Source organism: Thermodesulfovibrionia bacterium (assembly GCA_030646035.1).
Lineage (GTDB): Bacteria > Nitrospirota > Thermodesulfovibrionia > UBA6902 > UBA6902 > JACQZG01.
In genome coordinates this window covers 17647-42915 of the sequence record JAUSMY010000033.1, presented here as the reverse complement: position 1 = coordinate 42915, position 25269 = coordinate 17647, and the positions used below count along the sequence as shown (strand labels likewise).

12 protein-coding genes are annotated in these 25269 nt (G+C 46.7%); 9 read left to right on the top strand and 3 right to left on the bottom strand.

Going from position 1 to position 25269, the window contains the following annotated elements; all coding sequences use genetic code 11:
- The 3 genes from Q7U10_05345 to Q7U10_05335 all read right to left on the bottom strand — a co-directional run.
- A partial coding sequence (locus tag Q7U10_05345; GenBank protein ID MDO8282036.1) for a hypothetical protein occupies positions 1 to 12819 on the bottom strand: 12819 nt, incomplete at its 3' end.
- 93 nt (positions 12820 to 12912) lie between these two features.
- The gene (locus tag Q7U10_05340; protein MDO8282035.1) at positions 12913 to 14574 is read right to left on the bottom strand and encodes a ShlB/FhaC/HecB family hemolysin secretion/activation protein; all 1662 of its coding nucleotides are present in this window, start codon (positions 14572 to 14574) and stop codon (positions 12913 to 12915) included.
- A gap of 243 nt (positions 14575 to 14817) precedes the next feature.
- Positions 14818 to 17448, bottom strand: coding sequence for a DHH family phosphoesterase (locus tag Q7U10_05335; GenBank protein ID MDO8282034.1), 2631 nt, complete (start codon positions 17446 to 17448; stop codon positions 14818 to 14820).
- Between the two features lie 273 nt (positions 17449 to 17721).
- Here Q7U10_05335 and dsrA point away from each other — a divergent pair, with 273 nt between their 5' ends.
- The 9 genes from dsrA (at position 17722) to dsrM (ending at position 25265) form a co-directional block, all read left to right on the top strand.
- Positions 17722 to 18912: a dissimilatory-type sulfite reductase subunit alpha gene (gene dsrA, locus Q7U10_05330; GenBank protein MDO8282033.1), complete on the top strand. Its 1191-nt coding sequence runs from the start codon at positions 17722 to 17724 to the stop codon at positions 18910 to 18912.
- Between the two features lie 29 nt (positions 18913 to 18941).
- Positions 18942 to 20012: a dissimilatory-type sulfite reductase subunit beta gene (dsrB, locus tag Q7U10_05325; protein MDO8282032.1), complete on the top strand. Its 1071-nt coding sequence runs from the start codon at positions 18942 to 18944 to the stop codon at positions 20010 to 20012.
- Positions 20013 to 20156: 144 nt separating this feature from the next.
- Positions 20157 to 20435: a hypothetical protein gene (locus Q7U10_05320; GenBank protein MDO8282031.1), complete on the top strand. Its 279-nt coding sequence runs from the start codon at positions 20157 to 20159 to the stop codon at positions 20433 to 20435.
- Between the two features lie 100 nt (positions 20436 to 20535).
- Complete coding sequence (locus tag Q7U10_05315; protein MDO8282030.1) at positions 20536 to 21927, top strand: cobyrinate a,c-diamide synthase; 1392 nt, start codon at positions 20536 to 20538, stop codon at positions 21925 to 21927.
- Positions 21928 to 21951: 24 nt separating this feature from the next.
- Entirely contained in the window at positions 21952 to 22290 is a 339-nt protein-coding gene (locus Q7U10_05310; GenBank protein MDO8282029.1) for a hypothetical protein, read from the top strand.
- Positions 22291 to 22349: 59 nt separating this feature from the next.
- On the top strand, positions 22350 to 22988 hold the full coding sequence (locus Q7U10_05305) for a HEAT repeat domain-containing protein (GenBank protein MDO8282028.1): 639 nt from the start codon (positions 22350 to 22352) through the stop codon (positions 22986 to 22988).
- Between the two features lie 239 nt (positions 22989 to 23227).
- On the top strand, positions 23228 to 23563 hold the full coding sequence (locus Q7U10_05300; protein MDO8282027.1) for a TusE/DsrC/DsvC family sulfur relay protein: 336 nt from the start codon (positions 23228 to 23230) through the stop codon (positions 23561 to 23563).
- 101 nt (positions 23564 to 23664) lie between these two features.
- The gene (locus tag Q7U10_05295; GenBank protein ID MDO8282026.1) at positions 23665 to 24201 is read left to right on the top strand and encodes an RsbRD N-terminal domain-containing protein; all 537 of its coding nucleotides are present in this window, start codon (positions 23665 to 23667) and stop codon (positions 24199 to 24201) included.
- 74 nt (positions 24202 to 24275) lie between these two features.
- On the top strand, positions 24276 to 25265 hold the full coding sequence (gene dsrM / locus Q7U10_05290) for a sulfate reduction electron transfer complex DsrMKJOP subunit DsrM (GenBank protein MDO8282025.1): 990 nt from the start codon (positions 24276 to 24278) through the stop codon (positions 25263 to 25265).
- Positions 25266 to 25269 lie beyond the last annotated feature (4 nt).

Here is a 25269-nt window from a genome sequence, read left to right as displayed (position 1 = left end):
TCCGGCTGCCGCTGATGTTACGTTCCTGCCTCCGGTCACTGTTGCTATTCCGGCTGTTGCTGTGTATGCATCATCTAACTGCACGTCGTTCTGCGCTGTTATTGTTGCGTTGACATCTGCTGTTATGGCATCTGCCTGTACGTTGTATCCGGTCACGGTTACGTTCTGACCGGTTACCAGGACGTTGCCCATTGTGACATCGCCGCCGCTGCTTGAGTCTGTATCTGCGTTCAGGCTTGCATCGCCAGGTCCGCCTGCAACAAAGTCTGCGACTATATTGTTGTTGATCGCAAGGTTGTTACCTGCGTTCACTAATACTCCGTCTGCCGCGCTTACTATGCCTCCAATCGTTGTGCTGTTCCCGCTTGTCACGGTCACTGTTCCGCCTAACGTATTGGCTGTCAGTGTTGCGCCTGCTCCTGTTGTTGTTACGTTTCCGTCTGTTGCTGTGATACCTATCGTGCCGGTTTCGCTGACCACTGTTGCGGCAATCGTTACATCAAGCCCTGCGTCTACTGTTACCGCGCCGCCTGCGTCAAGGGTTCCTGTCACTGCTGTTGTTACTGCGTTGCCAGCAACTGCATTGATATCTATCGTGCCGGTTGTCTGTCCTGCCGTTACCGCCCCGTTCATTGTTGCATTATTCTGTGCGTTCACAGTTACGCTTCCGTTGCCGGCTAATCCGTCATATTCTCCGGTAAGCGTGCCTGCTGCTACGTTGTAGCCGCCTATTGTTACGTTCTCGCCTACGATCGTTGCGCCTGTGCTTACGAAGTCTCCGGCGCTGCTTGAATCGTTATCTGCTGTAAGGTTCGCATTTCCTGTGTCGTCGTTGTCGCTGTCTGCTGTTACTGTTGCGGTAACTGTGATGTTGTTGTCTGCCACTACTGTCACATCACCAGATGCTGTTACTGCCGCGCCTATTGTCACGTCAACAGGGTCTATTGAGATGTTGAGGTTCTCTCCTAATACATCTACTGCGTCTAATCCTGTTCCGGTTATGCCTACGTTGCCGTCTGCTGTGAGCTTGATGGCGTCTGTGCCGAAGTTATTGGCATTGGCTACTATGTTGATCACGTCTATGTTGCCGCCGGCTGTCATCCTAACGCCGCCGTTGTTCGCAATCACCTGCCCTGCTGTCTGGCTGATATTGCCTGCCGTGGCTGTTACATCTATATCACCGTCTACTGCGCTTACGACTGTTACAGTGTCATTCAGTGTCACGTTCTCATCGCCTGTGATCGTGACCACCGTGACTGCCGCGCCTGCTCCATTCCTTGCAGTTACTACGTCTGCTGCGATGTTCACGCCTGTCAATGTTACCGTCTCGCCTATTACTATTGAGCCGTCTGCAAGGTTTACGTTGCCTGCGCTGTTGTTATCAAAGTCGGCATTCAATGAAACGCTGCCGCCTGCGAGTGTATTGTTATCAGCAGTTATCGTAACTGCTCCTACTGTCACGTTGCTGCCTGCGTTGACTGTTACGTTGTTATTCGCTGTTACGTTGCCGCCTATATCTACTATCCCGTTTGCAGAGGTAAGCGTTACATCTGTCCCTATTGCTGTCCCGCTCCCGATCGTGCCGTTAAGGTCAACCCCAAAGGTTCCGGCAATATCAACGCTGGCATTGGTCATAATGTCTGTTAAGGCGTTGGTAACCACTGTATCAGCTGTAACCGATATGTCACCGCCCACGCTTGCCGGCACGCCTGCGCTTGCATTAATATCATTTACTGTTGCGGTGTCTTCGGCAGTTATAGTGACATTACCGCCTGTGCCTGTACCCGCGCCCTGTGCGCTGATATCCCCTGTAGTCAAATCAGTTGCAGCATCAAGCGTCACAGTACCGGCATTGGTCCCAGCCAGAGCTGAAAGCACACCGCCATCCGTGGTTATTGAAACTACGTTAAGCTCATCAACATTTGTGTGGAGATCTACATAACCGCCATTCTGATCTTCCCCCCCGGTCGTGTCTATCGTGTCAACATTCATGAGTATGGAATCAATTTCAACGTTTCCGCCGCCTGTGGTGATTGTCCCGGACTGATTTACTAATGCTGTGTATGCCGCGACATTTACTGAGCCGCCTGCTCCGTCAAATCCTCCGCCATCACCTGCGCCACCTGTCGTGTCTATGTTGGAAAGTTGAACACTGACAAGTCCTGTAAGGGCCGTTATGGTTACATCCGCACCTGATCCGCCTGCTGCTCCGCTGGCTGCAAATGCGTCACTGCCCTGCGCACTGATATCTGAGACTGACATGTCTAAATTATTGGCAGAGGTTATATCGACACTTCCGGCATTCTGCCCGGCTCCGACTGTTGCTATGCCGCCGTCAGTTGTGATGTTGCCTGCCATTGTTATATCGCCAATTGTTGAGGTAAGGATCACATTACCGCCTGCCTGGTCAGCAAGGCCTGTGGTGTCTACTACATCTATGTTCAGCACACCGGCTTCTACTGTTAAGTCTCCGCCGCCTGTAATGAATGAGCTTGCATGGTTGACCGTTGCGGAATCACCCATAATGTCTATGTTCCCGCCTGTTCCGGCAGCTCCGGCTCCGTCGCCTGCTCCGCCGGTGGTATCGATATCACTTACATTAATAACAGCTAATGCAGCATCGGCTGTTATTGATACACTTCCGCCTGCGCCGCCTGAGAAGGTGCTGGTTACGCCTGCGTCACTACCCTGTGCGCTGATATCGCCGACCGTCAGGTCGCCTGCGGAATTAAGTGTCACATCTCCGGCATTATAGCCGCCAAGCAAGAACACGTCTGGGCCGCCGTCTGTTGTGACGTTAAGCAGGTCAATGTCGCCGGCCGTAGTGGTAATGGATACATTTCCTCCATTTGTGTCAGGTAACCCGGTTGTGTATATATCTGAGAGCGCTGTTACATACTCTGCGGTTATATCAAGGTCAAGGCCTAATGTATAAATGGCACCGCCAGTATCGAAAGTATATCCGCCGCTTGTATTGTCAAGAAGTGAGGTGATATAAATACTATCGTTATCAGCAATGACAGAAACATCATTGCCGACAATGTTTTCATTTATCTCTACCCAGCTATTAGTCGACTCAAGGTCAACGCTTCCTGTCGCATTAATTTCTGAGCCTGCACCGATATAGAGATACTCATCCGCAAGTATATCAACATACGTTCCTGCGGTAATCGGAGAATCGTCCAGATACACATGGCTTGCGTTTGAATAAATATCTACATATGTATCAGCGCCGATGTCTGATCCATTTTGTATATCGATCTCGTTTTCAGCATATATATCAACATATTCATCAGCGATAATTGATGCGTCATCAATATATATCCCGTCATCAATGGAGAATATTTCCACATGCTCATCAGAGTCGATGATTGAACCGTTGACTATATTTATATAGCCTAAGTCTGGATCTATAATACTGCCAGCTGATATAGAAATATTACCATCCGCGATTATACTGGAGTCGTCAATAATTACATGGCTGTTATATGAATAGATATCGACTGATGTCCCAGCACCGATGTCTGTACCGGTTATATCTATATTCGACCAATAGTCGGCAGTAGATATATTGACAGAGGAACCTGCGGTCATGTTTGAGTTATCGAACTGTATATCGCTCGAACCTCCCATCGTATATACCTCAACAGAAGTGCCTGCGCCGATATCTACGGTGTCAAAATAAATATCAGATAACCATTGATTTGTAGATATAGCTACTGAACCGCTTGCGGTAATGGTTGAGTTCTCGATATCGAGATAGGTCATGCTTCCTTGTGTATATATATCAACATCTGTACCTGCGCCGATCTCTGAATCATATATGCGTATATCACCCCAATCATCATTTGTATGCAAAGTCACTGATGTGCCCGCTTTTACTGTGGAGAATCCTGTCACTTCAACGCTATCTAATGCATACATCTCCACGGAAGTGTCCGCGCCGATCTCAGAGCCGTTCTCAATAAAGACATCTGAACTGGCTTCTAAATATACATAATCGCCTGCATTTACGGTTGAGTCATTAATTGTCACATCACCATTATTAGCTGTAATGTCGACATATGCACCGGCAGTAACAGTTGATACAGTGTCTATGTCAACAGCCTGATTCGCATCTAAAATAACAGCTGTTGCAGCATTAAGTGAGCCGCCTGACACGTTAATATCTGAACCGCTGCTTGCAAGGTCAATAGAACCTGCGGTTGAGGTTACGGTGCTATTTACATTAAGGTCGCTTGTAGCATCAGCTTCAACATTTCCGCCTGCTGCGATGCCCGCGTCTACTGTCAAACTTCCGCTTTCGACATTAATAGTTACTGTCCCGTTGCCAGCGTTTGTCACACCGTTGCTGTAAATCGTAAGGTCTCCGCCTGCTGCCAGTTCTGTAATGTTTATGTTTCCGCTTGCGGTGTTTACAGCCTCGATAGAGCCTGTATTGGTATCTACATCAATTCCGGTTGCAGCTGAAAGAGCTATACTTGTGGAAGCAGTGATATTGCCGCCGCCAATGCTGTCTGTTATGGAACCGTTCTGACTCGTAACATCAACAGTAGTATTGCCGTTTATGGCATTTCCGGTAAGGTCGATATCACCGCCTGCAGTGAGAGCTATCGCGTTTGCTCCTCCGGCAGAGATGCCGCCTGCTGAGATTGCGACCCCATCTGTCTCGGTTATGTTGATAATACCTCCTGTGGCAGTAGCCTCAAGAGTTGTTGCTGTCGTATTTGCAGTTATGCCGAGTCCGGCAGCAAGGTCAACCGCATCACCGGTTACCATGCCGTTCACGCCGCTTGAGATAGCGCCGCCTGTGGCTTCAAGGGCAACATCCCTATCTTCGTTATTAATAGCCCCGTTAAGAGCCATATTGTTGTCAGAAGTTATGCTTATGTTTCCTGTAAGCTGGCTCACATCATTTAGGGTCATATCAAAAGCTGACAAGGTTGCGTTCCCGTTTGTGGCAGCTATGGAGGTTCCTGAATCCATAACAATATCGCCGCCTGTAGCTTCGATGGAAACTGCAGAAGCCCTTACATCACCCTTTACATTTACATCACCATCACCGGCTACTGCGTCGCTCCTGTCGGATTCGATCGTTATCGTGCCCGCACTCTCCTCAGCCTGTACATCATAGACAGTTACATTCTCACCGGCAATTTCCACATTGCCTGCATCAGCCCTTATCACGCTGCCTGAGCCTGCTGTGAAGTCGCCTGCGCCGTTGTCTACACTTCCGAGTCCAAGAGATGTATTATCAGCATAAAGAAATATATCGCCGCCTGTCGAACGGAGCTCAACACCATCTGCTGTATCAATATTTCCTGTCGCCCACGCAGTGATATCGCCGCTCACAAGGACATCATTGTTATACACAACTGTTCCCGGATCGACCCTAAAGGTAAGGCCTGCAATAGCGGTTGCTGTTACTGTGCCGCCCACAGTGACTGTGCCTGTGTTAGGTGCAGTAAGCTTGATTGCATAGTCACCTGCGTCAGTCGCCTCAGCAATTAGGTTATTGGTTGTAAGGTTGCCTACCCCGCTGGATACACCGGTAGAAGTCATAGCAATAAAGCCGGTGCCTGGGTTGCCGCCTGTTGCGTATGTGGTGCCGCCTGTCAGGTTTATCGTATCAGCAGAATATCTTATGGCACCGAGATCTGTTTGCACGGTTCCGTTGCTCTGAGAGATCGTGCCGTTTGTTGATGTAATGTCCAGGGTGCCGCCTATGAGAATCGTGCCGGCGGTATTAAGAGTTACATCACCTGTGTCGACTCCATTATCATAGGTGGTTATATCCATCGCCTCGGTGGTTGTGATACTGCCTTGAAGCACTACATCATTAAGCTGGCCTGCCGCTGCGCTGTCAAAAAGGATAGTGCCGGCTGATGTCCACTGCATGCCGGGTGCCTGTGTCAAGTCGCCGAATGTTGCAACGCCGCCTGAATCTGTCATATTGAAGACTATGTCTCCGCCTATGTAATTGCTGTCAAGGTCGCCGTTTACTGTGATATCGAGCGGATTGTCAACGCCCTGATCATTGGTCGTTACCATTATACTGCGCCCTGTTGACGGGTCATCCTGTCCGTATGCCTGAACATCAAAGAGGGTTGCGTCACGGCCGTAGAGATATACATAACCCTCGGTCGGACTTGCAAGGCTTGCGACTATAGAGCTTTCGCTCTGCATGTTGAAACTTCCAATGCCGTCTCCGCCGGCTGCTCCGGCAAATGCGTTTCCATCGCTGTCATTCACTGAGTCAGCGTACATTATCACATGGCCGTGAAGTGCGGCGACATCTGTACCGGTATTCACAGTTATGCCCTCTGCAGAATAAACAAGAACGCTCCTGCCAGCCTCAGTATTATTGTCAATAGTGATGGCTGTGGGTGCGTTCATAACTATGTCGCTTGTGAGGCCTACTGCCTGAAGAATACCGCTTCCGCCATTGATGATATCGCCTGATCCGTCAGGCTCTCCGGCATCACCCACATTTGCTATCTCAGTCAGTCCGGGGAATGCTACTGCTGAATGTGAATGGGTGCCTGGAAGTAAATTGACCGGCGCATCGGCGTACATATAAATGCTTCCGCCTGTTGCGGTCAATGTGCCGTCATAGGTGATGTCATCCTGAGCGAGTACAGCTATGCCGAACTCACGTCCTGGTGTTACATCTCCGTCAGTGTCACTGCCGTCAGCAGTGATCGTCGTTCCGACGCCGATATTAACATCCTCTCCGAGCATCCAAATGACCCCGTCACCATCGCCGTCGCCGTCATTTGCCAATATGTCTGTGCCTGCGCCAGTGATATCCACATTGCCAGTGCCGTCAGCGTTATGATCGCCGCGGATGTATATATAACCGTTGTTCGCAGTTACATCGCCGGTTATAGTCACATCATCAAATGCCGCAAGGTCAACAAAGGTATTAGCCCATATCGGGTCTATCCAGATATCCCTGCCTGCAAGCACTGATACAGATGCATTATTGGATCTCATGTTACTGCCGCTGCCGGTTGTCTGTATTACATCCTGAGATGCCTCTACATAGACATACCCGTCATTGCCGCCGCTGTTGTCAGGGCCGTTTGCGATAAGGTCTGTAGCGATTGCTGATGTTCCGAAAACGATATCGCCGTTGTCAGCCCTGAGGTCCGCATATCCGCCAGCTCTCATCTCAGTGGCGTTATCGGAGATAAGGTTCATTGAATCGGCTGCCATAATGAGGTTAGCTGAGTCATCGTCATTGTTTGCGTCTATCTGAGCTGTGTTATTAAGATTGATGGCGCCGCCTGTTGAACCTATATCGATCGTACCTGTCTGGGCATTATCAATTGTTGTGAGGAGCGCATTCTGGTCGATAGTGATATTACTTGATGCATCTATGGTGATTAGATCACCTGCCGTTACCGTGCCGCTTATATCAACAGTTGATGAAGGTATGAGTTGGCCTATTAAAACATCATCGTCAGATGTAATAAAAGCGCCTGCATTGGTTGAGTCAATATCAATCGCTGAGCTGGCATCAATAATGACACTACCTGAGCCGGTAAATGCTCCGCCATTTGTGGTCATAAGACCGCCAGTTGAACTGAGTAATACGCTGCCAATTGTGGCAGTGAGCTGAACATTATCAGCAACTGTGCCGCCTGACGCTTCTACATCGCCTGCCCCGTTTACGACTATATCACCACCAGCGAAGAGTCTCACCCCGCCTGCGCCTGCAAGATCAGCCTCTATCGCATCATCTGAAGAGTTGCTCCCGATTGTTATATTATTGTCAGTATAAATGAGCACGACATTAGCAAGTATCGCATCAGCTATCGCATCATCACCTGCTGCTGCATCCTGAGTGAAATTGGCTGTATCAAATCCGTCAATACCAACGGCGAGTGACCCGTTTATGTCTATTGTTCCGTCATTCTGGAAGACCGTTCCTGTGTGAGCGTCAATGGTTGTATCGCCTTCAAAGTCAAGGTCAGTCATATTCACACCGGCAGTACCGATAACAACATCGCCTGCAGTAGCGTCAATATCAACAACACCTGCCGCAGTAATTTCATCAATACCAGCCTGACTTGTTGTCATTGTAACGGTTGAACCTGAGATATCGAGTGATGTGCCGCCTGTGCCTGCTGATGCGATATTTGAAGTGCCTACAACCGTCAATGCGGTTGTTGACGTAAGCGCGATATTACCAACTGCATTAGTCGTCTGAATCCTTGCATCGTCGCCGATATTAAGAGTTGATGAAGAGGTTACTGTGATATCATCAACCGCTGTGATACCGACACCGTTGATATCAATGGCAGGTGTCGCAACACCATTGCCAAGAACACCTATCTGAACCTCATCGCCTGAATTGATGTCTGCTAATGAGTTGGTCTGCGCGAAGCCTCCCGTAGCATTAATATAGACATCGCCTGTCCCACTGGTGCCTGAGGTCCTGGTAATTATATCGCCCGTGCCGCTCTGGGTGATGGTGCCCGTAGCATCCATATTGACATCGCCGCTGTCTGTGCCCGCGGTTCCGCCTGCTCTTATGTCACCTGCGCCGCTAAAAATAATATCCTGCGATACAATGGTATTTGCGGTGAAAATTATATCAGCACCAGCGTTATTGCTATCATTGTAAATAATGTTGTCGATTACGATATTGCCTGCGGTCGCCTGCAGAGTGATATCATTATTTGCATCCACATTTCCTGCATCATCTATAAATACACCTGTGCCGCCTGCCGTGACGGTCATTGTGCCGCCGGAGGTTACTGTGATGCTGCCCTGGTTAGTCTGCTCAACCTTGATTATGTCAAGGGCGTTGGTCTCATCTATGATGATATTGCCGCTTGTGGAGTTGGTCGCTGTAACGTCAATTACGTTGGTGTCTGCATCGATGCCAGTAGTTGCATTAAGCACTGCGCTTCCGCCTGCTCCGTATGCAATTATATCACCTCCAGCATTTGTGATCGCGCCTGCATCAGTATCAATGGTAATTGCACCTGTGCCGTCACCGAGGACTGAAGCTGCCGCTGAGCTCTGAACATTGGCATTGATGGCGACGTTCCCGCTTGTGGTATGTATAGATACATTGCCGTCAGACTGCGCATTTGTAAGCGCCGCTACTGTTACTGTTGACGTATCTTCAATGGTTATATCGCTTGCAGTTGTTGATAATCCGCTTACGCCGGTAAGAGAACCGACTGTCATGCCGCTAAGGTTCTGAATCGTTGTACCGCCTGTATTCCAGATAACGATATTTCCGGCAGTAGTGGATGCAGCAGCAAGCTGGTCGATATTTGTCTCAAGAATGCTAAAGTCGCCGATGCCGGCTGTTGCGCTGAGTGACGCCCTGTTTGCCGTAAGGTCAACCGCGCCGTCAGCATCGTCCTGGATGGAGCCGCCTGTTGTTTTGATGATGACATCGTCTGCTGTTACTGAAGCGACGATCAAATTATTCGCGCCGAGGTAAGCGAAGTCCTGTGCGCCCATTGAAGCATTCAGTATTGAACTTCCCGCAGCATTGGCGTTGGTGATATCAACAGCTCCGCCTGCGCCTGAGATTGAAAGGCTGTTGACAGATACATTAAGTGTGTCAGCTGTCCCTATGCCGCCGCCTGCATTAAGGGTAAGAAGATCGCCTGTGATAGCAGTGCCGGGGTCATTATCATTAATATTTCCGCCGCCTGTTGTTGTGAGATTGATATCATCAATAGACGTGATATCGTTCACATTCAGATTGCCTGCATGGGTTATAAAGATGTCGTTACCTGCGCCGGAGTTTACCGCATTTAATGATCCGGTGCCTGATGTGCTTAAATAATTGGCGCCGGTACCTATGGCGCCGCCTGCGCCGCCTATCGTATCAAGATAAAAAGTACCATTGGTCATTATGGTCCCTGTTCCATCTGTTGTCAGGGATCCGTTGTCAGTATCTATAGTTATTATTCCTGTTCCGTCACCGGCAGTTCCCCCTGCACCTGCTGAACTCTTCACATTGTCATTTATAGCTATATTGCCGCTTGTTGTATGGAGAGTGACATCGCCGTCAGAAGCCGCGTTCACCACAGAACTTACAGTGATAGTGCTGGTATCCTGAATATTAATGTCACTACTGTTTGTTGATAAACCTGTTACTCCGTTGATAGTAGTTATATTAGTCCCGCCGGTGTTGCTGATATATATGTCACCTGCGCCTGAAACAGCTGCAGCAAGATTATCTACATCAGTCTCAATCGCGTTAGCCGCCGTTCCAACTCCTGTCACAGCACGGAATGAGGCGCTGCCGGCTGTTACGTTGTTTGGACCCCCATTGAGATCTGTTATCGCCCCGCCTGCGTTCAGATTAACTGTCTGGCCGGTTGCAGTAATTTCATACAACGCTATTCCAGCGTTGCCTGCCAGGTCAAGCTGGCCGGTCACTGTTGAATCATAGACTGTAAGCGCACCGGTGTTGCTGATATTTGTCGCTGCTGTCGTGAGGGTAAGGTTAGATACTGTTGTCTCTATCGCATTCCCCACGCCAACACTATTCCCAAATATATTCAGCGTGCCGGCTGTTATGTTATTGCCACCGTTGGCGTCTGTAATCGCTCCGCCAGCTGTCAGGTTAACAGTAAAGCCTCCGGCATCAACATTATTCAGAGCTATAGAGGAACTATTTGTAATTGTAAGCGCTCCTCCCACTGTTGAATCATTGATGGTCAACGCTCCGGTGTTGTCGATATATGTATTGGCTGTTGTAAGAGCGAGGGTTGATACCGCCGTCTCAATTGTGTCTCCCATACCGAATGTCGAGTTTCCGAGTACGGTCAGCGTGGTAGCCGTTATGTTGGGCTCTGCACCGCCGCCATCCGATATCCCGTTACCTGATGTAAGTGTTACGGTATTGGCCCCGGCATTAACAGTAGTAATCGCGAAATCGTCAGTATCTCTGAAATTTATCGCGGCATTACTCGTAACTGCGGTCAGTGTCTGAACATCATTACCTGCATCAGATAGAGTTACCGCACCTCCGGCATTAATATCAAGAGTCGCGATACTTGTCAGCGCAGCTGTCTGGGTAATAGTGCCGGTAGTCTCAAGATCTAAATTGCCGAGGTATAAGTCTCCTCTGATAACAAGGTCATCACCGGCTAAAAAGACATTATTCCCATTGCTTCCGTTAGGATCATTTCTGACCGCAATAACTGTCTCGTTAATCCCCCTCAAGTCAATAGGTGACAAGTCAGTACCGATAATATCATTGCCTGGTAAAAAGTCAGAAGCATAAAGATGAACAGTCGATGTTCCCGCAAATCCTATCTCTGATATCGTCCAGTTGCCGCCGCTGTTTTGAATGGTTCCATAACCGCCTCCTGGCTGCCAATCTCCTGGGTTAGGAGGAAGAGGGAAAGTAGCGAAGTCATCGTGGTCTGCCAACAGATATAACGCAACACTTCCGCCTGACGTATCAACCGTGACATTGCCGGTGATTGTTATATCCTGTTGAGCCCAAACAGTTGTGTTAGCCGCAATATTACCGCTTATAGACGCAGAAGGAGGGTCGATTATAAATGAACCCTGCTGACCGCCCTGTGAATAACCGAGAATCGAACCGTCAAATGATACATAATCACCGGAACTTAACTCAGCAGTGCCGCCGTTGCCTGATGTCGTACCGCCCGATATATCAATGACCTGACCGGCAAGAGCAAAAGCGTCGTCATCTGACCAGAGATAGATGTCGCCGCCGTCAGAATTAACATCAGCTCCGCGAGCAGATAAACGGCTTGTGCCTTCAAGAGTGAGGAGAGAGTCTGCTATTACATCTATGTTTCCTGCAGTAGCGTTGTCTCCGGCATCTGCCGTGATAGTGCCTGCGTTGCTGATAACATCACCTGATATCTGAATGTCACCGCCGTCTGCGCCAGCTTCTGCTGCTGAAGCTGTAATTATCCCATTGTTCTCAACAATACCGCTGTCGCCGCCGTCAAGGACTATCTTTCCGTTACTATTCGTAAAGGATCTTGCCTCGATAACGCCTGAATTATTAACCACTGATTTAATTACGCCGTAAGCTGTGTTTGCCTTGAGTACGACCTCGCCGCCGTTTGCCTGAATGATGCCGTTATTCATTATATTGGCGCTGACAGGATTGCCGTCAGGGCCGATGATGTCGTCTGTAACTGCGCCGTCAACAGTGAACCCGATAAGGCTGTCGCCGCCAAAGTTGAGGACAGCTTCTTCGCCTGCGATTCCATAGACCTTACCGAGGTTTGCGCCGATTATGCCTTCATTTATTATAGATGGAGCTATGAGGGCTGCATAACCGCCGTTTGCAGCGTTAATAGTGCCTTTGTTAAATATATATGCTAAAGGAGAATTAGGGTCCTGTGCAAAATGAAAATTACCTGCCATGAAGTCCTGACCGGAAATATTCAATGTGCTGAGGAGGAGGTTCCCCACATTAAATACGCCAGACTGTCCTACATAGATGCCTCTGCTGTTAGAGAGCCAGAACGCACCTTGGGCATTAAGAGTTCCGTAGATTGAGGATATATCCCCGCCGACGTCCATAGCCAAATGGGCGCAAGTCGGGCATTGGTTCACATTGACCGTGAAGCCGTTGCCGATGCTGAAGTTGTTCCATTCAGACACGGCCCTGTTGCTGCTCTGGTCGATGTCAAGATTAGTAGCGCCGGTGGTGATGGTTGCCTGACCGCCGGTGATCGTCCCGCCTGTCGGCAGGTCCGCCGCAAAGATGAACGACGGGAATATCAGCCCCCAGGTTAAAAGATATACAAGAAAAACCTGTGAAATCTTTTTCATTAAATTACTTAACATCTGACCCCTCCTCCTGACTCTTCTTTATTGTTTAATATCATAACTATCATATTTATTTAAATTGTCAACTTCTGTTTTTGAATTAAATACGGCTTAGAACTTTACAGCGTTATAGTTAACCTGGACATAGGTGATGCTATCGCCCCAGTTAAAATCACCTTTCCATAACGGATAGCCTACGTCAAACTTAACATCAACCCTGTCAAATAAATAGAGCCTTGCTCCAAAACCTATGCTTGTCAGATAGTCTGAATTGTTTTTGCTGATTTCCGGATTTGCACCATTGTCAACCAAAAATACGCCGGCATGGTCACCGAATGCAACCGCGCGTATCGTCTTCTTAACATCCTCGTCACTGACCTTCTTGCCGAGCATGAGTAGGTTCTTCAGCCAAATGAATGGATATGAAGAACTGATCTCAAGTGACGCGAGGTATCCTTTTTCACCAACGAACTCTCCGAGACGTTTGCCCCTGACAGAGTTAGCACCGCCTATACTGAACTTCTCGCCTGAGGTGAGTATATGTTCTGAATACTGCCCTGAACCTTTAGCAAGAACGATAATGTCTTTCCATAATTTCTGCACTCTGACAACGTCAAGGTTAATTTTGTCGAACTTACCGTCTGCTTTAAATACACTGTTATTGTCCTCTTCGTCATTACCGAGGCTCCCGAAGACCTTATTAAAGCCGTGTGAATAAGTAAGTGCAACATAGTTCTTTGCAAGCATCTTATCCCCGAGGAATCTGTCTATAACATCGTAATCGAGCCTGAGATACGCGACACTCAGGTCGTCATTGCTCTTCTGAACATCCATAACTCTCTCAAACATATGCTTGTAATCAAACCCGACCGTTGTGTAAAAGTTATGTTTCTTCGTTCTGACAAATGGATATTTGATATAACCGCCTAGAATCTGGGACTCGCCCTCGATGCCGAGCGACTCAAGGTCTCCGCCTACAAGGTAATCAGCGTACAGATATCTCAATCCCCATTTTGCTCCCTGATAGCCGATCGGGGTTTCATAGTTGATAAGGCCGTAAAAGGTCTTGTCAAAGCTCTTGCCCATGAGGGCTCTAATGCTTATCTCGCTCCCGCTGAACGGGCTCAGTCCTGCCTGCAGGTTAATACCAAACCTGTCCCTGCTGATAAGCGGGTTGCCATGGTTGCTGTATTCCAGGTCAAGATTTAATGGGTAGCTATCCTCGACCTTTACAATGAGATCGGCGGTTCCGGGCTTATTGCCCCTTCTGAATGCGGTTGTGACATTTAATGCATTTGTATCGTTTACAAGGAGGATTGCGCGTTCTATGTCCTGATCTCTTACAGCATCTCTCTTCAGATGAGAAAACCAGTTTCTTACATACTCGCTGGTATAGTATTTGTTATCAGTGACCTCAATGAAACCAAGCTCACCTTCAACAACCGCAATGGTGACTATCCCGTCTTCTATCGCCTGCTTGGGGATGTAGGCCTTTGCCAGTCCATATCCCTCCTGCTCATAGAGGTCGGTGATGCGATCCGCTATATCCTTCAGTCCTTCAAGTGTATAGTCTTTATCTGTATAATCTACAAGGCAGGCCTGTATATCATCAGTATCCATCGCCTTGTTGCCTATGATACTGAATTCCTTTACATGAATAACATCCGGCAGATCTTCACTGAAACCGCTTACTGGGATAAATGCAACTGCTATAACAAGCAAAAAGATTAAAAGGAAACTCCCGGTTTTCATACTGACTGAATTCTTCATCATTCCTCCTGAGATTTATTGGAATCCTATAGTTATAAAAAATTATTATTTTTATCTTATCTTGCTTAATTTGTCTATGTAAAGTGTAATAAAATTTACTCGCGCAAATGCACAAGTAATATCTTTTTCTACCCCTTGTTATATATATATATCCTTTTACAGATTTAAAAAAATACCATACTTGAGTTGCCGTGTCAAGTGAATTATGTTATTTTTTTTATTATATATATATATGCAGCTCTTAAGTCACTCTAAGAAGTTCCCCTTTACCGGGAACTGTTTCTTTACAAATTTCACTTCATCCTGACGGCTTTTGACCAGACCTTCGAGCCTTGCATCTATAATTGCCTTGAATATTTTTTTGAAGAGAGGGCCGGTCTTATAGCCCATTAATTTTAAATCTTTGCCGGCCAGTTCCGTTCTGGTGCTGCGGATCTTTACCAGAAATAGGGAAATTGCTTTCTTCTCCTCGTTGCCCTTTGCCTTTGCCATGGCAAAAAGGATGGCGGAAATCGTAAGAGGTGAAAGGATGTGATAGATCTCTTTTGCAGATGCTTTTCTCAATCCTTTCAATGCGTTGTCAGATTTATAAATACTCTCAATAATCTCTTTTCTTACGCTTGCCGGCATTTTCAGCCTCTGTAACGCGCTCTCCCTTTCTTCAGCATCAAGCACCTCAAGAAGGGCTATGAGAAAGAGGTGGGTAATATTGATATTTTCCTCAATATACAGCAAGTTAAACCATACATAAACTTCATGGAGAGCCTCAATTTTCTTAAGGAGCCCGTTTGTAAGTTTAATTGAAGGATGGATAAATCTGAGAAGGTCAAATTCAGAGAGCCTTTTGATCGCTCTTGCGGGTTCAGTTTCATGAAACAGGAGATTCAGCTCGTCATAAAGCCTTGCGCCTGACAGTTTGTCAAACAAATTGATGCGCACAGCTGTCCTGATCAGGTTCATTGTGTGCTTGCTTATGTTAAAGCCGAACCTCTCTGAGAATCTTATCGCCCTGAACGCCCTTGTAGGGTCTTCGATAAAGCTAAGATTGTGGAGTATCCTTATGGTTTTTTCCTTGATATCCCTCTGACCTCCGAAAAAGTCCAGAAGCTGGCCGAACTTGCCGGGATTAAGCAGGACAGCCAAAGTGTTTATAGTGAAATCCCTTCTGTAAAGATCTTTTTTTATTGAGGATATCTCCACCTGAGGCAGCGCGGCCGGGGATTCGTAATATTCTGTTCTTGCAGTTGCCACATCAAATTTAAGAAAGTCTGTGACAATAACCGCAGTCCCAAATCTCTGGTGCGCCTTCACTTTTGCCTTGAGCCTCTTGCCGAGATCCCGGGCAAACTCTATGCCGTCACCTTCTACTACGATATCAATGTCCAGATTTGACTCACCGCGTTTCAGATCCCTAACAGAACCGCCGACCAGATATGCGGAAAATCCTGATTGTTCAGCAACTTCTCCGGCAAGCACAAGCAGCTTGAAGACCTCTTCAGGAAACTTTGACCTCATAATTGACGCGAGGTTCCTTCCGATAGAAGGTTTATCCCTAAGCGGCTCGCCTGTCTCAAGCCTGCCCTTTCTTAAAAGGCTCTCATAGATAGACCTTAGAAGGTCGGTACGTGTAATGGCTCCGATCACCTTTTGACCTTCCAAAACAGGCATGAATCTCTGATTCTGCTCTATCATAAGCTGCTCCACCATATTTAACGGCGTTGAAGGCGAAACTGTCTGCGTATCAGTTGTGCAGAACTCTGATACCAGGCTATCCCCGAAACCATGAAAGAGCGCTTTTTCAACCGCTTCTCTTGATATTGTCCCAAAAAAGGCAGTGCCTTTTAGTATCGGCAGAACATTTACACTGAATCTCGTCATGCTCTTTTCAGCAACAGCTATTGAACTTTTCCAGGATATGGACTTGACCGGACTTGTCATGATGTCAGATGCTGTCTTTGTGGGATGAACTTTGTCATTCAGCACCTTCAGCAGTCTCTCTTCTGCATCTTCAAGAGAGATATTCCCTGCCACTGCTGATGCGGCAGCGTGATGGCCGCCTCCGCCAAAAGGTTCAAGCATTTCAGAGACATTCACCTCGGCAACATTGCTTCTTGCAATTATATTGACCCTCTCTCCCATCATCACGATTAGGAATATCGCGTCAATATCCTTTACATCCATTACCTTATGCGCAAGATACGCTATATCTCCTATATAGTCATCTCTTGAAGCCTTGGCTATCTTTATCCTCGCCTCATGTATGACATAGTCATTTGCCGAATGCATAAGCTCATTGAGAAGGTCTATTTCCTCAGGGCCAAGTTTTCTGCTCATAAATCTTGAGACAATATTAAGATTTGCCCCATTCTGAAGGAGATAAGCTGCTGCATTCATATCCCTTACAGTCGTACCCGGAAATACAAGAGAGCCTGTCTCTTCATATATCCCAAGCATCATGAGTGTTGCTTCGGCAGGCGACAATTTCACCTTATCCTTCATGAGCATCTCGGCAAATATCGTTATTGTGGCGCCTACATTCTGGATCACCATCTTGTGCCCCTTAATTCCATTAAGAGATGACGGGTGGTGGTCGTAAACATGCACGTCAAGCCCCTTCCGGCCGAATATCTCTGAAAAGCCCCCTATCCTTTTAGAGGAATTTATATCAACTATGACAAGTCGTTCCACATCATCAAGAGCAACTTCCTTGAAGCTCTTAACATCAAGCTCTAATTGTGAGGATGCCAGAAATTCCCGGACACTCTTCTCCTGTGAACCTGAAAAGACCAGAACCGCCCCGGGATAATACTTCTTTGCAGCTACCATTGAGGCAACAGCGTCAAAGTCAGCATTGATATGTGTTGTAATGATTTCCATAGATTATTGCATTATATGTCCAGGACAGCTGACTATTCAAGGAAATGTATAAAAAGAATCGTCAAAACCTTAAGTCTGTCAGGCAAAAATAAGTATCCATGATTAATTAATAAGATTTTCTTATTTGATTTCCAAATGTTCAACATATTATCATGGCATTCTGTGTCAAGCCATACCATTGCTTATAAGCGGACTCATTCACGCTGATAAATAATAGATTTTTAATGTACAAGAGATAATTCTTGTAAACCTCAATACCACAAGGAGGAATAAATGAGTAAGTACAAAACCCCAATGCTTGACGAACTGGAAAAAGGCCCATGGCCGAGTTTCGTCACAGAGATCAAGAAGGCAAGCTTAAGCAGCTCCATGCCGAACATGGCAGATGATGAGCTGGGCCAGGTTGAGAAGTCCTATGTCACCAAGCGCGGCTACTGGAAGCACGGCGGTATCGTCGGAGTTCTCGGTTACGGCGGCGGTGTTATCGGAAGATACTCCTCTCTGCCCGAAGAGTTCCCCGGAGTTGCACACTTCCACACAGTAAGGCTCAATCAGCCAAGCGGTTTCTTCTACACTGCAGAAGCGCTCAGGATGATCTGCGACATCTGGGACAAATACGGAAGCGGACTCACAAACCTTCACGGCTCCACCGGTGACCTCGTTCTTCTCGGGACAACCACTGATAAGCTTGAAGCTATCTTTGCAGAATATTCATCACGCGGATGGGACCTCGGAAGTTCAGGCTCAGCAATGAGAACACCGAGCTGCTGCGTAGGAAAAGCACGCTGTGAGTGGGCAAATATCGATTCAATGGATATCTGCAACTCTCTTACACAGCATTTCCAGGATGAGATGCACAGACCGTCATTCCCCTACAAATTCAAGATAAAGGTATCAGGCTGCGCATGCGACTGCGTTGCTGCTATAGCCCGCGCAGACTGTTCAATTATCGGCACATGGAAGGGCGCGATCCAGATAGATCAGGCAGAGGTCAAGAATTATGCTGATGCCGGTATGGACATCCAGAAAGAGATAATCGAGATGTGTCCTACAGACTGCATGTCTTTCGAAGGCGGCAAGATCAAGATCGCTGATGCTGACTGCAACAGGTGCATGCACTGTATCGCAAAGATGACAAAGGCTTTAAGGCCGGGTAAAGAGAAAGGCGCAACCATCCTTATCGGAAGCAAGGCGCCAATCGTTGTGGGTTCACTTCTTTCATGGGTTGTTGTTCCGTTCATTAAGTGCGAAGCTCCTTATGAAGAATTGACAGATATGATCGTAAGCATAATCGAGTGGTGGGATGACAACGCCAAACCTAGAGAGAGAATAGGCGAACTCATCGAAGTAAAAGGCATGAGGCCTTTCCTTGAGGCTATCGGTGTTGAACCTCAGCCGCAGCAGGTATATGAGCCGAGAAAAGACCCGTTCTTCTTCTGGTCAGAAAGCGATCTCGAAAAATAATAATCAATATAAATTAAGGAGGAAATTATATGTCATTACCAGCAAGACAAACCGATATAGGACCACCGCATTATGAAAAATTTCTGCCGCCGGTCATTAAGAAAAATTACGGCACATGGAAGTATCACGAAGTCCTGACACCCGGCACAATGGTGCATGTGGCAGAGAGCGGCGACAAGATATTTACCGTAAGGGCCGCATCTCCAAGGATCCTGAGCACAGTTACCATCCGCGAGATCTGCGACCTTGCAGAGAAACATTGCGGCGGGTACCTCCGCTTCACTACAAGGAACAATATTGAGTTCCTCGTATCTGACGAAAGTAAAGTTGCGGGTCTCCTTGCTGACCTTAAAGAGAAGAAATATTCTGTCGGAGGAATCGGGCCGAGGATAAGCAATATCATCCACACTCAGGGATGGGTACACTGCCACAGCGCGTGCACAGACGCTTCAGGACTTGTTAAGGCTATCATGGACGAACTCCATGACTATTTCACTACAAAATCGCTTCCTAACAAAGTCAGGCTTGCAGTTGCATGCTGCGTTAATATGTGCGGCGCTGTTCACTGCTCTGACATAGCGGTTGTTGCTGTTCACAGAAAACCGCCTGTGATCAACCATGCGATGGTTACCAAGTCATGTGAGATCCCGACAACTATCGGTTCATGCCCTACAGCAGCTATCAGGCCGAACCCGAAAGAAAAGACTATCACAATCAATGAAGAGAAATGTATGTACTGCGGAAACTGTTTCACAGTCTGCCCTCCGATCGATATTCATAATCCGGAAGAGGACGGCGTTGCAATAGTTGTAGGCGGCAAGATAGGCAGTTTGAGAACAGATCCTAAATTCTCCAAACTTGCCATCCCGTTCTTCTACAATGATCCTCCAAGGTGGCCGAAAGTGGTTGACGCCATCAAGAACATCCTTGAGACCTATGAAAAGGGTGCAAAGAAGCATGAGAGGGTCGGCGAGTGGATAGAGAGGATCGGCTGGGAAGCCTTCTTTAAAGAAACAGGCATCAAGTTCACGTTCCAGCACATTGATGACTTCACATTCATGAGAGACACCCTTAGAACATCAGCAGCATTTAAGTATTAACGGAAAACAGTTACTGATAAAATTATGGGAAGCGGCCTGAGCGGCCGCTTCCCATATGACTTTTCAACTTGACAATTCAAGGCGTAAAGATTAATTTAGTTTTACCAAAATAAACCCAATTAATATATAAAAGGGGGACGCATTATGGAAGAACGTGAGATACAGAAAATAATTTATGACTACAGCTTAAAGATGAAAGGCAAGAAGAAGCTTAAAGAAAAAGATATCATCAAAGAGGTATCTGCCAGCTCAGGCGAAGACAAGGATGTTGTTAAAGCAGCCATGAGAGCGCTGATCAATGAAGGCCTGCTCATGTACTCCTACGGCGGCGGCGCCAGTTCAGTAGAGATACCGGGCGAAGAGTACCTTAAAGAGAAGGGAATGGACCTGGACAGCTTATTAAAAGAGAAAGGCCTCATCTAATCAACTTTACTTTTTTTCGGGGTTCAGAGGCTGATCACTACAAGACTTGATCCGCTTTTGAACCCCGATTTTTTTCTATTCTTCCCTCTATAAAACCATCATGCTTAAACCACTCCCAAGAATAATCATTTCAGGCCTCAGAGGCGGAAGCGGAAAGACCATCCTGTCACTGAGTTTATGCTCTGCATGGAAGAATAAAGGGCGTAAAGTCACCGCTTTTAAAAAAGGCCCTGACTATATTGATGCAGGATGGCTTGCGCAGGCATCAGGCAGCCCATGCTATAACCTTGACCTATTCATGATGGAGCAGCAGCAGATAACCGATTCCTTCTTCTCACATGCTGAAGATACGGAGATAGCTGTTATCGAGGGCAACAGAGGGCTGTATGACGGAATGGACCATGAGGGTACTTACAGCACCGCAGAGCTTGCGAAGCTGCTTAAGACACCTGTATTGATCATCATAGACTGCACAAAGGCAACAAACACTATCGCCGCACAAATCCTTGGATGCCAGAAGATGGACACGAATGTGCCTATCAAAGGGGTTGTACTCAACAATGTCGCAACAAAGCGGCAAGAGGCGCTGATAAGAAAGGCTATAGAAACTCATTGCGGAATTCCTGTTGTCGGTGCGATACCCAGATTAAACCATAATCCCTTCCCTGAAAGACATATGGGGCTGACCCCTTTTCAGGAGCATGCGGAGATAAGCAATTCCATATCCTCCATTAATGCGCTGGCTATGGAGTATCTGGATCTCGACTCAATATGGCAAATAGCTTCTGAAGCAGAACAACCGGCTGAGAAACCAGAAGCCAAGCATGAAAAATCAATAATTAAGAATTCATCTCTAAAAATCGGCATACTCAGAGACTCTGCATTTCAGTTCTACTATCCGGAAAATATTGAGGAACTCGAAAAGAGGGGCGCTGAGATCATAGAGATAAGCGTCTTGAAAGACAATTGCCTCCCTGAACTTCATGCGCTGTATATCGGAGGCGGCTTCCCTGAGACAAATGCGATAGCACTTTCTGAGAATACGGGATTCAAAGATTCTCTTCGCAGCTATGTTGAGAACGGCCTGCCTGTATATGCAGAATGCGGCGGGTTGATGTACCTTGGAAAGAGCCTCGTCCTGGATAATAAAACATATCCGATGGCAGGCATATTCCCACTCGTCTTCAGTCTTGAAGCAAGGCCGCAGGCTCACGGATATACCGTAATTGAGGTCAGAGAAGATAATCCTTTCTTCAAGAAGGGCTGCATATTAAAGGGGCATGAATTCCATTACTCCAAGGTTACGGATATCGGGAATGAAAGGCCTGATATGTGCTTTAATATAAAGCGCGGCAAGGGGATATACGAAAATATGGATGGGATATGCTATAAAAATGTCCTTGCAACCTATACCCACCTTCATGCCATTGGCTCACCGGAGTGGGCAGATGGTATAATAAACTGCGCAATAAAATATAAAGATCAAAATTAAGGAAAACTTTTCCAGCAAATCATTATGGCAAGACCAAGACCTCTACAATGCCCGTTCTGTGACAACTTCCTCTCAAGGCCTGTTGAGATAAGGTTCAAGGCTCTTGAGATAACTGGCGGGATATGCACATGCGGTTCAGTTTATGTATTTGACCGCACCGGCCATCATCTTGGCCAGATATATATGGAAGCCCTGCAGTTCGTCTGCAAAGGAGACGTGGAAAGGGCACTGACTCTTAACCCGGAAGATTATGAAGACATTGATATGGACTATATCTTCCATTCCAACACTACCGGAAGGGGCGGCGAAGGAGAGAAGGCAGGCAAGCTTCTTTTCATGAGGTTGACAGACAAAGAAAAGTAAAAAGACAAGGCACACAGCTATTAAAAATCATTAATTAACTTTTTGCCTTTCCGCTTAATATGCAGACCACTCTGAAGAAAAAAGTCATAGCTATCCTGGAATCACAAGAATACCCCCGCCTCTTTGATCTGTGGCCTGAGAACAGAAAAATCCTCCGCCTCCTTATATCCCTCACTTATGACAAGAAAAGTATCCTTGCATGGCGTGCTATAGAGGGAGTCGGAATATTATCTGCGTTGATCGCTAAAGACGATCCAAACACGGTCAGGAACCTTGTAGGCCGGCTGTTATGGATGATAAGGGATGAGTCAGGCGGAATAGGCTGGAGCTCCCCTGAGATGCTTGGCGAAATAGTAAGGAACAATCCCGTGCTCTGTTCAGATATCGCACCTATTATTGTATCGTTTAATGAGGAAGAGCCGCTGCTGCCCGGCATACTTTGGGCATTTGGAAGAGTAGGTGAAATGAATAAAGAACTGATGCTTCCGTCAGTTGAAGATATCCTCCCCTTCCTTGACCATCCGTCATCCTTAATACGCGGACTGACGGTATGGGCGCTGGGGAAAACAGTTGAGACACGATCTATTGCAAAACGTAAAGCCATGACGTCAGATAGCGGTTCACTTATTATTTACGATAATAGCCGCCTCATTGAAACGACCGTTGGCAGGATAGCCTCGATCGCCCTAAATCCGTGAGACACCATAAAGAGTTAACGCGTTTTTTATTAATAATTTCTGATAGTTAGCGTTAATGCTCTAATTAAACAACTTATTAATAGGGATAAATAGTTTATAAATTTTTCTTATTTGACCAAACCGAGGGCTTTCTATTATATTCATTAACTTGTTTATTTATAATATATAGCTGGTCTTTCTTAATCAGACCGAGAGAAAATTTAAACCAGCAATAAACTCAAATAAAAGGAGACGACTTAATGGCAACTTTAGACTTTGACGGAAAATCTTTTGAGGTTGATGATGATGGATACTTGATAGACTGGCAGGAGTGGCAGGAAGGCGTTGCCACCAATATGGCAAAGGAAGACGGCCTTGAACTCACAGAGGCTCACTGGGAAGTCATCAGGTTCCTCAGAGAGTATTTTGAGAAGTTCCAGATTGCACCTATGATCAAGATCCTTACAAAAGAACTTGCAAAGACATACGGCAAGGAAAAGGGCAACACCAAATATCTTTACGAGCTTTACCCTGCCGGCCCTGCCAAGCAGGCATGCAGATACGCCGGACTTCCGAAACCAACCGGCTGCGTATAAACCTAATTCTGATAAAGATTCTAAAGGGTTGGTATCCTTGATTTAAAAAGTTAAGGGCACCAACCCTTTAAATTATACCCTTACACCTGCATCTTTTTTAAATGAAGATCAAAGACCTTTTAATAGAAAAGAGACCACAGATAATCAAAAAGTGGTTTGATTCAATTATCGATATATCAGAGACATCCGCCTTAGAGACCTCACCATTCTTAAAGAACCTCAAAAAACAGTTCAATCACCCTGCAAAGAGCATGATCATAGAGGGGATGGAAGGAATTTTTGACGGGATAATAAATGATTCAGACATTGAGAAGACAGCCCCTTTCCTTGACAGCATCATAAGATTAAGGGCTGTACAGGATATCACACCTTCGCAGGCGGTGAGTTTCACAGCCATCCTCAAGAAGACCATAAGAGATGAGTTGTCTGATGATATCCGCAAACATCAGCTATTTGAGAAACTGCTGGAGATTGAATCAAAAATAGACATGTTCACCTATCTCTCATTCGATATATACATGGAATGCCGTGAAAAGCTTTTCAATATAAGAACCAAAGAGGTCAAGGACATGACCTACAGGCTGATCCAGAGCGCCAATCGGGCAACTACGGTCCGGGAAAAGAGACCTGGCAGCTGATATACGCTTTTTTAATTAAAATTTATATTGAGTTTTTGAAACTCACTTAAAAAAATTTAAAAGGAGGTAAATAAATGGGAATCTTTTTTTCCTTCTTCATGGTCATAATGATTGCCCTGATCGCCTATTTGGGAGTAGCGGTCGCCAATCTGCACATGCTCTTCGGTATCATAATTCCCTATGCGGCATTCACAGCCTTCGTAGTCGGCTTCCTGATGAAGGTTGTCAAATGGGGGCGTTCACCTGTGCCGTTCCACATCCCTACGACATGCGGCCAGCAAATGTCCCTGCCGTGGATCAATTACAGCAAGCTGGACAACCCATCCTGCACATCAGGCGTTGTATCAAGGATGATATTAGAGGTCTTCTGTTTCAGGTCACTCTTCAGAAACCTTAAGACAGGACTTCAGGACGGCAACATCTCATACGGGTCTGACAAGTGGTTATGGCTTGCAGGTCTCGCGTTCCATTATTCATTTGCTGTAGTTGTGGTAAGGCATCTCAGGTTTTTCATGGAACCTGTGCCGGCTTTGATAAACATCATCGACTCGCTTGACGGGTTTCTCCAGATAACCGCACCGCATTTCCTGCTCTCAGGCGGCGTTCTTCTTCTGGCTGCAGGATATCTCTTTTTCAGAAGGGTTAGTAATCCGCAGGTCCGCTACATATCTCTCCCGGCTGACTACTTTCCGCTCTTCCTGATAATCGGCATAGCGCTGTCCGGGATATTAATGAGATATGTCGCAAAGGTCGACATTATTCAGGTAAAACAATTTACCATTTCACTTGTAAGCCTTCAGATGAGCGTGCCTGAGGGGATCGGGGTCATATTCTTCATCCATCTCTTCCTTATATGCACACTTCTTATTTACTTCCCGTTCAGCAAGCTGATGCATATGGGAGGTATATTCCTCAGTCCCACAAGAAACCTTGCCAATGACAGCCGTATCAGGAGACATGTTAATCCGTGGAACCCTGAGGTCAAGGTTCATACATATGCTGCTTATGAAGATGAATTCAGGGAGAAGATGAAAGGCGCCGGAATTCCGGTAGAAAAGGAGTAATACT

Excerpts from the sequence above, each read along its gene's own strand:
- Q7U10_05310 (MDO8282029.1), top strand. The coding sequence starts at position 21,952 with ATGGCAAGACCAAGACCTCTACAATGCCCGTTCTGTGACAACTTCCTC.
- Q7U10_05305 (MDO8282028.1), top strand. The coding sequence starts at position 22,350 with ATGCAGACCACTCTGAAGAAAAAAGTCATAGCTATCCTGGAATCACAA.
- Q7U10_05315 (MDO8282030.1), top strand. The coding sequence starts at position 20,536 with ATGCTTAAACCACTCCCAAGAATAATCATTTCAGGCCTCAGAGGCGGA.
- Q7U10_05340 (MDO8282035.1), bottom strand. The coding sequence starts at position 14,574 with ATGATGAAGAATTCAGTCAGTATGAAAACCGGGAGTTTCCTTTTAATC.
- dsrM (MDO8282025.1), top strand. The coding sequence starts at position 24,276 with ATGGGAATCTTTTTTTCCTTCTTCATGGTCATAATGATTGCCCTGATC.
- Q7U10_05335 (MDO8282034.1), bottom strand. The coding sequence starts at position 17,448 with ATGGAAATCATTACAACACATATCAATGCTGACTTTGACGCTGTTGCC.
- dsrA (MDO8282033.1), top strand. The coding sequence starts at position 17,722 with ATGAGTAAGTACAAAACCCCAATGCTTGACGAACTGGAAAAAGGCCCA.
- dsrB (MDO8282032.1), top strand. The coding sequence starts at position 18,942 with ATGTCATTACCAGCAAGACAAACCGATATAGGACCACCGCATTATGAA.
- Q7U10_05300 (MDO8282027.1), top strand. The coding sequence starts at position 23,228 with ATGGCAACTTTAGACTTTGACGGAAAATCTTTTGAGGTTGATGATGAT.
- Q7U10_05320 (MDO8282031.1), top strand. The coding sequence starts at position 20,157 with ATGGAAGAACGTGAGATACAGAAAATAATTTATGACTACAGCTTAAAG.
- Q7U10_05295 (MDO8282026.1), top strand. The coding sequence starts at position 23,665 with ATGAAGATCAAAGACCTTTTAATAGAAAAGAGACCACAGATAATCAAA.